Source organism: Bradyrhizobium sp. USDA 4538 (assembly GCF_024171045.1).
GTDB classification, from domain to species: domain Bacteria; phylum Pseudomonadota; class Alphaproteobacteria; order Rhizobiales; family Xanthobacteraceae; genus Bradyrhizobium; species Bradyrhizobium australafricanum.
Genome location: NZ_JALJZE010000001.1, coordinates 7,376,699 through 7,391,168, shown reverse-complemented (window position 1 = coordinate 7,391,168; position 14,470 = coordinate 7,376,699). Strand labels below are relative to the sequence as shown.

Annotated in this window: 14 protein-coding genes; 1 reads left to right on the top strand and 13 read right to left on the bottom strand. The window is 65.9% G+C overall.

The genetic code is table 11. From position 1 onward, the window contains the following. Window positions 1-17 precede the first annotated feature (17 nt). From hydA to psrA, 9 genes are all read right to left on the bottom strand, one after another. Window positions 18-1,430, bottom strand: coding sequence for a dihydropyrimidinase (gene hydA / locus J2R78_RS33810; RefSeq protein ID WP_253608322.1), 1,413 nt, complete (start codon window positions 1,428-1,430; stop codon window positions 18-20). Further along, window positions 1,430-2,194 carry an aspartate/glutamate racemase family protein gene (locus J2R78_RS33805; protein ID WP_253608321.1) on the bottom strand — a complete coding sequence of 255 codons (765 nt, stop codon included), beginning with the start codon at window positions 2,192-2,194 and terminating at the stop codon, window positions 1,430-1,432. Before J2R78_RS33805 ends, hydA begins: the two co-directional genes overlap by 1 nt. Next, on the bottom strand, window positions 2,191-2,949 hold the full coding sequence (locus J2R78_RS33800) for a GntR family transcriptional regulator (RefSeq protein WP_057020880.1): 759 nt from the start codon (window positions 2,947-2,949) through the stop codon (window positions 2,191-2,193). Before J2R78_RS33800 ends, J2R78_RS33805 begins: the two co-directional genes overlap by 4 nt. 63 nt (window positions 2,950-3,012) lie before the next feature. Next, complete coding sequence (locus J2R78_RS33795; protein ID WP_076834556.1) at window positions 3,013-3,789, bottom strand: aspartate/glutamate racemase family protein; 777 nt, start codon at window positions 3,787-3,789, stop codon at window positions 3,013-3,015. 52 nt (window positions 3,790-3,841) lie between these two features. After that, the gene (locus J2R78_RS33790) at window positions 3,842-5,146 is read right to left on the bottom strand and encodes an MFS transporter (RefSeq protein ID WP_028336433.1); all 1,305 of its coding nucleotides are present in this window, start codon (window positions 5,144-5,146) and stop codon (window positions 3,842-3,844) included. A gap of 440 nt (window positions 5,147-5,586) precedes the next feature. Then, window positions 5,587-6,903 carry an MFS transporter gene (locus tag J2R78_RS33785; RefSeq protein WP_253608320.1) on the bottom strand — a complete coding sequence of 439 codons (1,317 nt, stop codon included), beginning with the start codon at window positions 6,901-6,903 and terminating at the stop codon, window positions 5,587-5,589. An 84-nt stretch (window positions 6,904-6,987) separates the two neighbouring features. Beyond that, window positions 6,988-8,436 (bottom strand): phosphonoacetaldehyde dehydrogenase, encoded by a 1,449-nt coding sequence (gene phnY / locus J2R78_RS33780; RefSeq protein ID WP_253608319.1) that lies wholly within the window; start codon window positions 8,434-8,436, stop codon window positions 6,988-6,990. A gap of 26 nt (window positions 8,437-8,462) precedes the next feature. Then, window positions 8,463-9,710 carry a phosphonoacetate hydrolase gene (gene phnA, locus J2R78_RS33775; protein WP_375166701.1) on the bottom strand — a complete coding sequence of 416 codons (1,248 nt, stop codon included), beginning with the start codon at window positions 9,708-9,710 and terminating at the stop codon, window positions 8,463-8,465. Window positions 9,711-9,735: 25 nt separating this feature from the next. After that, on the bottom strand, window positions 9,736-10,866 hold the full coding sequence (psrA, locus tag J2R78_RS33770) for an iron-containing alcohol dehydrogenase PsrA (RefSeq protein WP_253608317.1): 1,131 nt from the start codon (window positions 10,864-10,866) through the stop codon (window positions 9,736-9,738). A gap of 80 nt (window positions 10,867-10,946) precedes the next feature. Between psrA and J2R78_RS33765 the strand changes: the two genes are divergently transcribed. Next, on the top strand, window positions 10,947-11,855 hold the full coding sequence (locus tag J2R78_RS33765) for a LysR substrate-binding domain-containing protein (RefSeq protein ID WP_253609994.1): 909 nt from the start codon (window positions 10,947-10,949) through the stop codon (window positions 11,853-11,855). Here J2R78_RS33765 and J2R78_RS33760 read toward each other — a convergent pair. Genes J2R78_RS33760 through J2R78_RS33745 form a run of 4 tightly spaced genes read right to left on the bottom strand, consistent with a single transcriptional unit; the run spans window position 11,824 to window position 14,451 of the window. Next, on the bottom strand, window positions 11,824-12,990 hold the full coding sequence (locus tag J2R78_RS33760; RefSeq protein ID WP_253608316.1) for an MFS transporter: 1,167 nt from the start codon (window positions 12,988-12,990) through the stop codon (window positions 11,824-11,826). The two genes, J2R78_RS33765 and J2R78_RS33760, sit on opposite strands and share 32 nt — an antisense overlap. After that, entirely contained in the window at window positions 12,987-13,409 is a 423-nt protein-coding gene (gene arsC / locus J2R78_RS33755) for an arsenate reductase (glutaredoxin) (RefSeq protein WP_253608315.1), read from the bottom strand. The genes J2R78_RS33760 and arsC overlap by 4 nt, the downstream gene beginning before the upstream one ends. Beyond that, window positions 13,406-14,092 carry an MIP/aquaporin family protein gene (locus J2R78_RS33750; protein ID WP_253609993.1) on the bottom strand — a complete coding sequence of 229 codons (687 nt, stop codon included), beginning with the start codon at window positions 14,090-14,092 and terminating at the stop codon, window positions 13,406-13,408. The genes arsC and J2R78_RS33750 overlap by 4 nt, the downstream gene beginning before the upstream one ends. Next, window positions 14,092-14,451, bottom strand: coding sequence for a helix-turn-helix transcriptional regulator (locus tag J2R78_RS33745; protein ID WP_253608314.1), 360 nt, complete (start codon window positions 14,449-14,451; stop codon window positions 14,092-14,094). Before J2R78_RS33745 ends, J2R78_RS33750 begins: the two co-directional genes overlap by 1 nt. Between the last annotated feature and the right edge of the window lie 19 nt (window positions 14,452-14,470).

Genomic DNA, 14,470 nt, shown 5'->3' with positions numbered 1-14,470 from the left:
GTTACGGATTGGTCGCGTTACGGAATGGTCGCGGCCTTCAACGGCTTGGCGCGCGGCAGATAGGTGCCGTGCTCCTTGCCGCCGATGAGCGTACCGTTATCGACGACGACCTTACCGCGCACCATGGTCAGCACCGGCCAGCCCGTGACCTCGAGCCCCTCATAGGGCGTGTAGTCCGCGCCGTCGTGGATCAACTCGTGGCGAATCGTGACCTTGCGCTTCGGGTCCCACAGCGCGATGTCGGCATCCGAGCCGACCGCGATGGTGCCCTTGCGCGGATAGAGGCCGTAGATCTTGGCGTGGTTGGTGGCGCTGAAGGTGACAAAGCTGTTGAGGTCGATCCGTCCCTTCACCACGCCTTCGGAGAACAGGATCGGCAGCCGCGTCGCCACACCCGGGATTCCGTTCGGCACCCAGCGGAAGCTGGTACGTCCCTTCGGCGCAAGCTTGCCCTGCGGGTCGTCGTAACGGAACGGACAATGGTCCGACGAGAACACCGAAAACACCTTCTGCTGCAGCCCTTCCCAACAGGCCTGCTGGCTGGCGACGTCGCGCGGCGGCGGCGAGCAGACGTATTTTGCGCCTTCCATGTTGAGCTGATCGAGATCCTTTTCGGTCAGCATGAGGTATTGCGGACAGGTCTCGCCCATGACCCGCAAGCCCCTTTGCTGCGCGCGCCGGATTTCGTCCATCGCCTCGCGGTTCGAGACATGCACGATCATGATCGGCACGTCGACGAGCTCGGACAGCGAGATCGCGCGATGGGTGGCCTCGCGCTCGACCGGGATCGGCCGCGAGGTCGCATGGAAGCGCGGCGCGGTGTTACCGGTCCGTTCGAGCCGGTCGGTCAGGAAGCGGATGGCGTCGAAATTCTCCGCATGCACCATCAGCATGGCGCCGGTCTCGCGCGCGACCGACATGGTCTCGAGCAGCTCGCGGTCCGACAGCGCGAGGCCCTCATAGGTCATGAAGACCTTGAGCGAGGTGTAGCCGTCCTCGACCAGGGCCGGCAGCTCCTGGCCCAGCACATGCTCGGTCGGATCGGTGAGGATGAGATGGAAGGCGACGTCGACATGGCACTCGCCTTCGGCCAGCGAATGGTAATGCTTCAGCGCCTCGCGCAGGGTCTGGCCCTTCTCCTGCAGACAGAACGGCAGCACGGTGGTGTTGCCGCCGAAGGCCGCCGATCGCGTGCCGCTGGCAAAACCGTCGGCCATTACGATGCCGTCACCGGACGGCTGGGCGAAGTGGACATGGCTGTCGATGCCGCCGGGCAGCACCAGGCGGTCGGTGGCGTCGATGATCGTGGCTGCATCGCCGAGATCATGGCCGAGCGCCGTGATCTTGCCGCCACGGATACCGACGTCGCAGGCGAAGGTGTCGGCCGCGGTCACCACGGTGCCGCCGCGGATAATGGTGTCGAAGGACATCAGTTTGTTCCCTCCTTCGGTGAGCGGTGTTCGATGATTGCGGCGAGTGGCTCGGCCAGCCCGCGCGTCGGCTTCGGATCGGGACGGCGGAAGGTGCCGGCCACCGCCTTGCGCGGCTTGAGCACGGCGAGCGTCTCCGCCTGCCGCACCGCCGCCGCGACCGGATCGACCACCGGCACCGGAATGCGGTCGCGGACTTTTGCCGCGAGTCCGGCAAGCGGTGCGCCCGACAGAATGACGACGTCGGCGTTGTCCTGATCGACCGCACGGTTGGCGAGCGCGACCAGCAGCTCCTCCTTCTCGGCCTGCACCTGCGAGATCGACTGGAAATGACCGTCAAGCGTGCGAATGCCGGCGCAGCGCGAGCTCAGCCCGTGCATGGCGACGCATTCCTCGTACCAGGGCGCCAGCGCGCCGGCGAAGGTGACGATACCAAACCGGCGGCCGAGCATGCAGGCCGTGAGCATCGCAGCTTCGGCCAATCCCACGACGGGGAAGGCGAACAGCTCACGCGCGCCGAACAGGCCGGGATCGCCGAACGCCGCGATGACAGCGGCATCGACGCCGGGGCCGGCTTCGGCCAGCATCTCCAGCGCGATCGCACCACCGATCTGGGCCTCGGCGCGGGTCGCGATATAAGGCACGCCGCGCGCGGCGGTGAGCGGCACGAGCTCGGTGCCGGCGGATGCCGCCTTGCTGCCGGCGGCATGGAGCAGATCCGTCACATCAGCCGTCGTGTTGGGATTGAGCAGCAGGATCTTCATGGCGCAACGTTCCTCGTCTTGCGGCCGCGCGGCCTTGCCGGTGCCTCCGGTGCCGCGGCGTCGTCCGCCTTGTCGTTCATTGCCTTGGCATCCAGCGTCTCGGCGACGATCTCGCCAGTGCGGCGCACGTGGTGGGCCAGTATCTGTCCGGCCCGGGCCGCATCACGCGCCTTCAGCGCCGACAAAATCTCCTGATGCTCTTGCACCGATTCATCCCAGCGGCCGAGCACCGACAGCGCGAAGAAGCGCGCCCGCTCGGCCCGCGCCAGCAGCGCCTCGTGCGTCGCCTTCAACACGGCATTGCGGGCGAAGCCGACGATCGCCGAATGGATCTGCTGATTAACTTGAAAATAATCGCGCAGCTCGCCGCGGCCGTGATGCCATTCGATCTTGTCCTGCAGCGCCGCGAGCCGTTCGAAGTCGTCCGGCTCCATGCGCAGCGCGGCGAGCTCGGCGGCGCAGCGTTCGATGCCGCTGACGGCCTCGAACAGTTCGGCGAGTTCGGCACGGCGGAACGGCGCCACCACGGCGCTGTGGTTGAGCCGCAGCTCGACCAGGCCCTCGCTCGCCAATTGCTTCAGCGCCTCGCGCAGCGGCGTGCGCGAGACGCCGAGCGCGTCGGACAGGTCCGCCTCCCCCAGCGATTGCCCCGGCGCCAGCTCGCCGCGCACGATCATGGTGCGCAGCCGCGCCGCAGCCTGCTCGTGTAGCCCGACCCGCGGCACACGCAGGCGGCGCCGTTGCAGCGCGGTCATCGCGCGCTTGGGTTCCTTGTTACGTCTGGTCGCCTTGGGTTCAGTCACCGCTTGCCTTCACTGTCATGATTGGAGATCGCGCCCTCCCACGTGGATCGCGGCGGCCGCGCGCAGATCGGGGTTCGAGAACAGGCTGCCCCAGCCCTGCACGCGCGACGGATCGCAGCCGGCCGCGGCAAGGCATGCCCACAGCGTCACCGCAATCGAATCCAGCACCGGGACGCCAAATCCGCGCTCCAGCCGCTCGGCCGCGCCGGCGCCGCGCATGTTGGTACAGAGCACGACGGCGGCATCGCAGCCCTCGCGCACCACCTCCTCGATCAGCCGCGCGACCTCGGCCTCGCTGACCTCGGCAAAGGAGAAATTGTCCTGCAGCGACAGATGCCGCTCGGCAAAACAGTGCAGCCCTTGCGAATTCCAGTTGGCGACGATCCGCTCCTGCACGTCCTTGCGATACGGCGTCACCAGCCCGATACGGCTGGCGCCGATCCGCCGCAACACGTCGCGATAGGCCAGCACCGTGGTACAGGCCTTGATACCCGTTGCCGCCGTGATCTCTTCGCACAGGCTCTCGTCGCGGTCGAAACCGAGCCAGCTTGCCGAGGTGCCATTCCAGGCGATGACGTCGACCTTGGCATGCGCCAGCAGCTCGGCCGCGCGAAGAATCTCGCTGGCGTCGAACTGGCGCAGCGCCTGCTCCGACAGCGCGATCTCGGTCACCTTGAAGCGCGAGAAATGCGCCGAGACGTCGTCGACGCCCGATAGCATCGCGCAGGTGATCGGCTCGAGCGCGGTATTCGACGACGGCGTCAGCATGCCGAGCCGGACGGGACGTGTCATTGGTGAGCCTCATCAAGCGGGCGAATCCTTGGCGGATTCGGCCGCATCCGTTTTAGACCGGGAGCTTGCGGCTGTAATCGATCAGGGTCGAGCAGATCAACAGCGCAATGCCCGCGGCGGCGAAATACATCAGGGCCAGGAAATAGGAGCCGGTGGCCTGCACGATGAAGCCGACGATCAGCGGCGTCGTGATGCCGGCGATGTTGCCGCCGAGATTCATGCAGCCGCCGAGGAAGCCGGACTTGCCGCGGCCCGCCAGCGCCGACGGAATCGCCCAGTACATGCCGCACCAGCGCAAGAAGAACAGCGTCGTCGACAGCAGCACCACGACCGCAACCGCGTTGGTGACGTAGGCGACGAGGAAGATCGACACCGTCGCCATGATCGCCGCGATGCCGAACAGCGTGCGGAACACGGTGTTGGGCGACCCGCCCCGCTCCCGCCAGTTATCGCCGATCCAGCCGCCGACCAGTTCGCCGACGAAGCCTGCGAAGAAGATGATGAAGGACGCGCCGCCCAGCGCCTTGATGTCGAAGCCGTGCACCTTGAACAGGTAGGTCGGCATCCAGGTCAGCAGCCCGTAGAACGTGGTGTTGAAGAACATCCAGCCGAGGCACATGCACCACACCGAGCGAAACCGGAAATACGCCATCCAGCTTGCGCCCGAAGACGGCGGCGTCGCCGCATCCTCGATCGCGTGCGCCTCCTCGAGATAGCGCGCCTCGGCTTCATTGACCGACGGATGCTCGCGCGGCACGTTGCGGATGTAGTACCAGGCCCACAGCCCGCACAGCATGGTGCCGACGCCGGCGATGACGAAGGCGACGCGCCAGGAGCTGAACGCCGCCATCAACCAGGCGATCACGATCGAGCCGAGCGCCGCACCAAGCGGCGCGCCGCCGTCCAGCAAGGTGGCGCCGCGGCCGCGCTCGGTCTGCGTCATCCAGATCGCGTTGAGCTTGCCGCCGGCCGGATAGATCGGCGCTTCCGACGCGCCGAGCCCGAGCCGGGTCAGCAGCAGCAGCATCCAGCTGGTGGACAGCGCCGCCAGCGCCTGGAAGAAGCCCCAGAACAGCGTCGCGAGCGCGATCACGATACGCGGCTTGAAGCGATCGGCGAGCATGCCGCCCGGCACCTGCATCAGCGCATAGGTCCAGAAGAACGAGCTCAGGATCAGGCCCTGCATCGCCGGATCGATATCGAACTCCTTGGCGATGACCGGCATCGCGACCGAGAGCGAGGCGCGATCGATATAGTTGATCGAGATCAGGAACAGCATCAGCAGGAAAATCTTCCAGCGCACGCCTGAAGGCTTTGCCGTATCTGCCATTGCGATGGTGGACACCTGATCGCTCATTGCTTGCTCCTCCCGACAGATTGTTTTGCCCTGCCGCGCCCCTCGTCCTTGACGGTCGCTGGCCTCTCCTGCCCTGCGTGAAGTCTGCTTCAAGGCGGCAAACGGGACAAGCACATTTTGTATTCTGCATACAATTTAGTTTATCTTATTGATATAAGTCGATATTTTATCAATCTTGCGCTTCAATTGAGCAGCCGATGATCAGGAATTGGGCGTCAGGTCAGCCGCACGAGGCAGGCGATTGCAGGGAATTGGCCCGGCGTCGCCGCTGCAACAATCGCCCGCCTCGGTGCTCTGCTCACTGCAAAAACGAGCCTAGCCCGCATGAGCGAAGCGACATGCGGGGACAAAACCAGCCCCGGATATCGCTTCGCTCATCCGGGCTACGTAGGCACGGACAGCGGCGCCCCGGGGCCGTTGCCCGGGACGCAGTGAGTGAGCTAGCGACGGATGAAGGCCGCCACCACCGCGCTGGAGGTTGCGCAGACGGCGACCACCAGGAACACCAGCGAGGTCTGGTTATGCTTGTCCATGAAGTGGCCGATCATCGGCTCGCCGAGACCTGCGAACAGGTAGGCGAAGAAGTTCATCACCCCGGTCGCGGTCCCTGCCCGTTTGTGGCCGACCAGATCCGGGCACAGCGCCCAGAACGAGGATTGCGGACCGTAGGTGAAGAAGCCGCACAGGAACAGCACGGTCATCCCGAGAACGATGTCCGAGGTCGGGATCGCGTACATGCACAGCGAGGTGACCGCGGCGAGCGCCATGTAGAGCACGATGGCGAGGTAGCGGCGCGAGCCGAACACCTTGTCCGAGACCCAGCCATTGCTGAACGCGCCGACCGCCATGCCGACCGGCAGCGCGATGCTGATCCAGCGCGGATCGATCACCGAGGCGGCGCCGGCCTTGGCCCAGTTGCCGCCGAGGAAGTGGACGGGCACCCACACCAAGAGGCCGTAACGCGCCGCGTTCTGGAAGCCGATCGCGACGCCGGCGACCAAAAGGCGCCAGTTCGACAGCACCGCCTTGTAGCGCGCCAGCGAGCCCTCATTGGCGCTGACCGCAGTTTCCGCAGAGGCGACATCGTCGGCCTCGTCATGCGGCGAGGCAAAGCCCATGTCCTCGGGCTTCTCGCGCGCGATCAGATAGAACGCGATGCCGCCGAGCAGCAGCAGCACGACCGGGATACGGAAGATCCAGCGCCAGTCGAGCTGGAAGTAGCCGACCACGACCAGCGAGGTGACGAACGACAGCACCGAGGCGAGACCGGCCGCGAATGTATAGAGTCCGTAGACCGTGCCGCGCTCGTGGCGGCCCCACCAGTTCGACAGCAGCCGGCTGCCCGGCGCCCATCCCATCGACTGGAAATAGCCGTTGATGCCCCAGAACGCGGTGAGGCTGACGATCCCGGTCGAGAGACTGGTGGCCCAGTTCATGATGAAGGAAAGGATCGCGCCCGCGCTCATCACGCGGCGGCCGCCGAACTTGTCGCCGAGATTGCCGTTGATCGCCTGCCCGACCGCGTAACACCAGAGCAGCGCCGCGCTGGCCCAGCCCAGCGCCTCCTTGGTGACGCCGAACTCGGCCTGGATGCCGGGAATGGCGAAGCCGAAGGTTTGCCGCCCGGTGTAGAAGAACAGATAGCAGAACATCGCCGCGAACAGCATCCGCCACTGCGCGCGGCGGAACGATGTCGCGAGCTCCGGATTTTGCACTCCGACCGAGCCGACGCCCGACGGACTGAACGTGATCGACATTAAGGCCTCCCCTGATTGATTGGTGATTGCAGTCGGCCGCCGCGTTGTTCTTGTTGCGCGCGTGCGGCCCTCGTTCGGACGTCCCTATGCCGGCCAGGGCAGCGAATAGGTCTTGACGTTGGTGAAGCTCTTGATCGCCTCCTGCACGCCTTCCTTGTAGCCAAGGCCGGAATCCTTGATCCCGCCGAACGGTGACATCTCGATCCGGTAGCCCGGCACTTCCCAGACGTTGACGGTGCCGACGTCGAGCTCATTGACGAACCGCGTGATGTAGTCGAGCCGGTTGGTGCAGACGCCAGACGACAGGCCGAACGCGGTCGCGTTCGAGATCCGGATCACGCTGTCGATGTCGTTGGGCACGCGGATGATCGGGATCACAGGCCCGAAGGTCTCCTGCATCACCAGCTCGCTGGTGTAGCGAATCCGGTCGACCACGGTCGGCGGATAGAGCGCGCCGTCGCGAGCGTTACCGTGCAGCAGCTCGGCGCCGTCGGCGACGGCGGCATTGACGCGGCGCTCGAATTCCTTCGCCGCGCCCTCATGGATCACGGTGCCGACGTCGACCGTCGGGTCCATCGGGTCGCCGCATTTCAGCTTGCGCGCCTTCTTCAGCACCAACGCGACAAAATCGTCAGCGACCGCCTCGACGCAGAGGATGCGCTTGACGGCGGTGCAGCGCTGGCCGGAATTCTTGGTGGCGCCGGTGACCGCGAGTTCGGCCGCCTTGTCGAGGTCGGCGTCCTCCATCACGATCAGCGGATCGTTGCCGCCGAGCTCGAGCACCAGGCGCTTGTAGCCCGCTTTATTGGCGATGTGCTTGCCGACCCTGACCGAGCCGGTGAAGGTCACGAGATCGGCGTCCGGATCGGTGATCATCGCATCCCCCATCGAATGCGGATTGCCGGTCACCACCGACAGCATCTCCGGCGGCAGCCCGGCTTCGTACAGCACGTCGGCGAGCGCGAGCGCGGTCAGCGGCGTCAGCTCGGTCGGCTTCAGCACCACGCGGTTGTTGGTCGCGATCGCCGGCGCGATCTTGTGGCTCACCATGTTGAGCGGATGGTTGAACGGTGTGATCGCCGAGATCGCGCCGAGCAGCGGGGTGCGCGTCGTGAAGATCTTGCGCGCCTTGCCCTGCGGGCTGATGTCGCAGGAGAACGTCTCGCCGTCGTCCTTGATCGCGAGCTGGCCGGCAAACGAATAGACGTCATAGGCGCGCCCGGCCTCGTAGAGCGAATCCTTCCAGCACAGGCCGGACTCGGCGGTGATCAACCGCGCAAATTCCTCCTTGCGCCCGGCCAGGATCTCGGCGGTGCGCAGCAGGATGCGCTGGCGCTCGTAGCGCGTCAGCTTCGGCTTGAACGCGGCCGCCTTGGCGAAGGCGCTGCGCACATGCTCCGGCCGCGCCGCCGGCACCGTGCCCACCACCTTGTTGGTGTAGGGACTGAAAACCTCGACATGCTCGTCGGTGTCGACGAGGATGCCCGCGATGCGCATCTGCTCATGGCGAACGGCCGGGCTCTGGATGTTCATGGCACTGTCCTTGGGGTCCGAATGCGTCACTGGATGCGGTTGAGCGCGACGTCGAAGGCGTCGAAGTTGCGCAGGGCGTGGCCGGCGGGCAGCGCGATCTTGCGGTTGGCGATCAGCGGCACCCGCTCCTCGGTCAGTCCGCCATGCGAGCGCAGCGGCTCGGTCAGGCCCGACAGATCGTGACGCGCCTCGCTGGTGCCGAGCACCTTGTGCCTGGTCGAGATCACGACGATGTCGCCGATCCGGTCCGGCGGCAGCTCGAACCTGGCGCAGGCCTCGTTGCGCGTCAGCGCGACCTCGATGCCTCCCGTCGCACGCAGCCGCGACAGCAGCGTGTCGACGTTGGCGCCCTCCGGCGTGTAGATCGTCGCGAACGAGCCGAGCGAGCCGTGATGGGCGACATAGGGATCGGTGATCGGCAGGATCACGCGTGCGGCACCCGTACCCGTCCAGTCGTCCATGACGTCCTGGAGGTAGATCACGTCGGGCTTGCCGTCGGGCAGGAACTTGTCGTTCATGCCGTGGTCGGCGGTCGCCACGATGTTGCAGCCGAGCGCATCGAGCTTCGCGAGATAGCCGTCGATCATCGCGTAGAAGTCGTTGGCGATCTTGGTGCCGAGCCCGACCTTGTGCTGGATGTAGTCGGTGGTCGACAGGTACATCAGATCGGGACGGTAGCGCTCGACCAGCTTGACGCCGGCCGCGAACACGAAGCGCGACAGATCGGCGGAGTAGACCTCGGGCAGCGGCAGGCCGACGAAATCGAGCACATCATCGATGCCGTTGGCGGCCTTGGTGGCCTGGTCGGCCTTCTCCGACGAGAACGCGATGGCGCGGCCGCTGGAATAGTCCAGACCGTACGCAAGCAAGGTGCGCAGCTTGTCCTTGGCGGTGACGGCGGCGACCTTGTAGCCGGCGTCGTGGACACCGGCGAGGATGGTCGGTGCGCGCAGGAACTTCGGATCGTTCATCATGACTTCGGCGTTGTTCGCCGTGTCATAGAAGTAGTTGCCGGCGATGCCATGCACCGCGGGCGGCCGTCCGGTGATGATCGAGAGGTTGTTCGGATTGGTGAAGCTCGGGATCACGCTGGCGGCATGGACATGCGCGCCCTCCTTCATGAAGCGCGCGAAGGTCGGCGCGACGCCGGCCTCGATCGCCCGCTCGATATAGCCAGGCTCCGAGCCGTCGAGGCAGATCACGACCGTCGGCCGCGTCGGCGCGTCGTAACGGCGCCCGTTGACGGTGATTGTCTTGCGATTGTCTTGCATGATACCTCTCCTTGTCACTGCGCCGCCGTCACGCGCTCACCGCGCTCGGCATCCGCTGCGTCTGCGCTGCCTCGATCAGCCGTTCCTTCGATCCCAGGAAGTTGCGGCCGCGCTCGCCTTCGAGCGAGTCCGCGATCAGCGCGTGCCATTCGGCGCGCTCGATCCTGTAGGCGGCCGGATTGCAGGAGATGCCGAGCCGCGCCATGAAGTCCTCGAGATCGTCGGCCGCGCGCGCGAGGTCGCTGCCGAAGATCTGCCGGAGGCTGTCCTCGCAGAGCCCGCCTGCCCCTTTGACGCTGCGCAGCACCATCGGCAGCGAGAACGAGCAGGCGATGCCGTGCTGCACGCCGTGCCGCAGCGTGATCGGATAGGACAGCGAATGCGCGATCGCGGTCTTGGTGTTGGAGAACGCGAGGCCGGCAAACAGTGCCGCCTGCGCCATGCGGCTGCGCAGCTCGAGATTGCCGAGGTCATTGGCGAGCTTCGGCAGCACGTCGAGGATGCTGCGCGCCGCGGCCACCGCGTGGTTGGCCGACACCGGGTTGTTGTTGACGTTCCAGATGCTCTCCAGTGCATGCGACAGCGCGTCGAGCCCGGTGCTGACGGTGAGGAGTTGCGGCTTGCCGAGCATCAGGCGCGGATCGATCACGGCATGGGTCGGATAGAGCGACGGACGCGCCAGCGAATATTTCTTGCCGTTGGCCTCGTCCCACACCGTGCCCCAGCAGGTCACCTCGCTGCCGGTGCCGGCGGTGGTCGGCACCGCGATGATCGGGATCGCCGCGAGGCGCTCGGCGCCCTGCTGCGTCTCCAGATAGGTCTTGACGGTCGCGAAGTCGCCGCCGGCGGCCGCGAACACCTTTGCGGAGTCGATCACCGAGCCGCCGCCGAGCGCGACGATCACCTCGGGCTGCCTCGCGAGCCCGGCAAAGCGCGCGGTCTGTTCGGTGAGCAGGCGGTAGTCCGGATTGGGCGCGACGTCGCGGATGGTCAGGACCGACGGTCCCGCCGCGGCGCGCAGCCGCCGCTCCAGCTCGTCGAAGACCGGCTCGCCATAGGTCACGAGCGCGTAGGCGCGCTTGCCGATCAGTCCCGGCAGCTTGTCGAAGCTGCCGGCTCCGAATTCGATCCTCACCGGGTTGGAATAAGTCCAGTCCATCAGCGCGTCCTCCGTTTGGCGCGAAGGTACGGCGCCGGCTGCTATTGACAAATTCATTCTACGGATGCGTTCTATTGATTATGTCAATAGTGTTCAGCCAGCTGCGCGCCTTCCATGCGGTCGCCGCCCATGGTGGCTTCACCGCGGCCTCGCGCGTGCTCAACGTCGGCCAGCCGACATTGACCATCCAGGTCAAGGAGCTGGAGGAGAGCTACGGCGTCGAGCTTTTGATCCGGAAGCCGCGGCATACCGAACTCACCGAGGCCGGCGCCGCGCTGTTCGAGATCACCCGCGGCATCATGACGTTCTGCGACGAGGCCCACGACCTCCTGGCCGCGCACGGCAAGGCGACCAAGGGCCATCTGCGGGTCGCGACCGTCGGACCGTTTCATGCCACCGAAATCATCGCGGCGTTCAAGCGCGATCATCCGGAGGTGCAGATCTCGACCCTGCTCGGCAATTCCGAACGCACCTTCCGCCACATCGTCGACTTCGAGGCCGACGTCGCGATCCTGGCGGAGGTGCCGGAGGATCCGCGCGTCACCATGATCCCCTACCGCACGCACCGCGTGATCGTGTTCGTCAACCGCGACCATCCCTGGTTCAAACGCAAATCGGTCAGGCTGCGCGAGCTGGCCGACCAGCCTATCGTGCTGCGCGAGCGCGGCTCGACCACGCGGCGCGCGTTCGAGGCGACGATGCAGGCCGAGGGCATCAGGATCGAGCCGGTGTTCGAGATCGAGAGCCGCGAGGGCGTGTGGAAGGCGGTCGAGCGCGGCCTCGGCATCAGCGTCGTCGCCGACTTCGAATTCGTGCCGCATCCCAACCTGCGCGCGCTGGAGATCAGCGACCGCACCATCAAGACCCAGTACAGCATCGCCCATCACAGCGGGCGCGGTCATTCCCCGATCATCAAGGCGTTCATCGACACGGTTCGGCGGATGAAGGGGCGTGATGCTACCGCGAGGGGGTCTTCGGCCCGGCCTTGAGTGCGAACAGCGCCAGAAGCGCGGCCAAGCTCAGAGCCGATGTGACCGCAAGCGTGTAGCCACCGAGCGGCGAGATCAGGAATCCGAATATGAGGGGCGCGAGCGCTTGAGACAGTCGCGACGGCGCGCCGAGCAGTCCCAGGCGGTAGCCGTAATCCTTCGGACCGAATATCGCCAGCGGCAGCGTGCCGCGCGCGATGGTCAGGATGCCGTTTCCGGCACCGTGCAACAGCGCGAACACCCCCGCGAAGCCACCGCCGAACAGACCGATGACGCAGGCGCCCAAGGGATGTGTGATGCAGGCCAGGCGCGCTGACCAGAGCGGATGGAAGCGCTTCAGCAGGCTCGCTTCGACAATGCGTGCCGCCACCTGCGCCGGGCCGATCAGTGCGCCCGCCGCGATCGCCTGCGCCGGCGTCGCACCGAGCGACTCCAGAATTCGCGGCAGATGAACCGCCATCGCCGACGTCACGCTCCAGGCGGCGGCGAAGGCAAAGGCGAGCAACACCATCGCGCGATCGATGGCAATGTGCGGCTTCGGCGTGTCGGCCGCGATCCGATGCTCCCGCTTTAGCCCGGGGATCAGGAGGCCGTTGAGCGGCAAGCAGATCAGGATGTGCGCAGCGGCCCAGCCGAAGCAGGTCCAGCGCCAGCCGATGGTTGCGAGCCCCCACGCACTCAGCGGCCAGCCGATCGTGCTGGCAAAGCCCGCGATCAGGGTAATGCCGGTGATGGAGCGACGGGCGGCGTTGCCGTAGATGCGCCCGAGCGCCGCGAAGGCTGCATCATACAGGCCAAGACCCATGCCGACGCCGAGCAACAGCCAGCTCACCGCCATCAGCACGCCGCCCTGCGACAGCCCGAGCAGGATCAGACCGGACGCCAGGATGAGGTTGGACGCGCAGAGCACTTCGCGTCCGCCCATCCGGTCGATCTGGCGGCCGACGCGCGGACCGAGCAGCCCGGAGATCACGAGCGCCATCGAGAACGCGGCGAACAGCCAGTTCGTCGAGATGCCGAGGTCCCGCGCGATCGAGTCCGCGAGGATGGCAGGCAGATAATAGCTCGACGCCCAGGCAAGGGTTTGCGTGGTCCCGAGCGCAACAATCAGGACGTTGTCTGCACGGCGGCTCATCCGGCGCGCGCACCCGGCGTCCTGGACGGAACCACTTCTCCGTCTTCCTTGACGAACTGGCCAATGTCCGTGGCGAGAAGGTCAAGCACGACCTCGGACGGCCGGCACAGTTTCACGCCGTTCGGCGAGACCACGATCGGCCGATTGATCAGGATCGGATGCGCGATCATGAAATCGATCAACTCGTCGTCGCTCCATTTCGGATTGGCAAGGTCGAGCGCTGCATAAGGCGTGCCTTTCTCGCGGAGCAGCGCGCGGGGCGTCATGCCCATGGCCTTGATCAGGGAGATCAGCGTGTCGCGCGCGGGCGGCGTCTTGAGATACTCGACGATCTCCGGCTCCTCCCCGCTTTGGCGGATCATGGCCAGCGCGTTGCGCGACGTCCCGCAAGCGGGATTGTGGTAAATCGTGATCGTCATCGGATTGCTTCCATCTTCGTTTCGCTCTGCCGCAGGAGCCACGTCATCAGCGCCAGCGCGGCCATCGCCCCCAGAATCTCGGCGACGATGAATCCCGGCAGGTCCTGCGCGCGGATACCGGAAAACGTATCGGTGAATGATCGCGCGATGGCAACGGCTGGGTTGGCGAAAGACGTGGAGGCGGTGAACCAGTAGGCGGCGGTGATGTAGAGCCCGACCAGCCATGGGATAGCGGCCTCGCGAAACCGCAGGCCACCGATGATCGTTGCGACCAGTCCGAACGCGGCAACGAATTCCGCAAACCACTGCGGGAACCCGGTCCTCGCCCTGGCGGAGAACTCCAGGAGCGGCAGGCCGAACATGGCATGCGCGACCATCGCACCCAGGATTCCCCCGAGCACCTGCGCCGCGACGTACTGCGCCGCGTGCGGCAGGCGGAGTTCGCCCTTGAGCGTGAACACCAGCGTAACCGCCGGATTGAAGTGCGCGCCGGATATCGGTCCAAGGATCGTGATCAGCACCACCAGGATGGCACCGGTCGGCAGCGTATTGCCGAGCAGCGCCAGCGCCACGTCCTTGGTCAGGGTTTCTGCCATGATGCCGGAGCCAACGACGGTCGCGACCAGAAGCAACGTGCCGAGACCTTCGGCCACAAGGCGCCGTGGCAGATCGAAATCGCGCATCAGACGCGCGCCTTCTTCTTGCTCGTGGAAGGCTTGCACTGGGCGGCGGCGAGCGCCGGCGCGCAGATCTCCGGGTGGCCCGCGCAGCAATCCTTCATCAGGAAGGCAATGAGGTCGCGCAAACCGGTGAAATCCGCCGAGTAGATGATCGAGCGCGCCTCGCGGCGCGGCAGGATCATGCCGGCGTGTTCGAGGTCCTTCAGATGGAACGACACGTTGGATGGCGACACCTCGACCGCCTCGGCAATCGCCCCCGCGGCCATCCCCTCAGGACCGGCCTTGACCAGCAATCGCACGATCCGCAGCCGCGTTTCCTGCGACAGCGCGGCAAACGCGGTTCGGGCTTGACGCTCCTCCATCTTTCGATAATCCTACAAT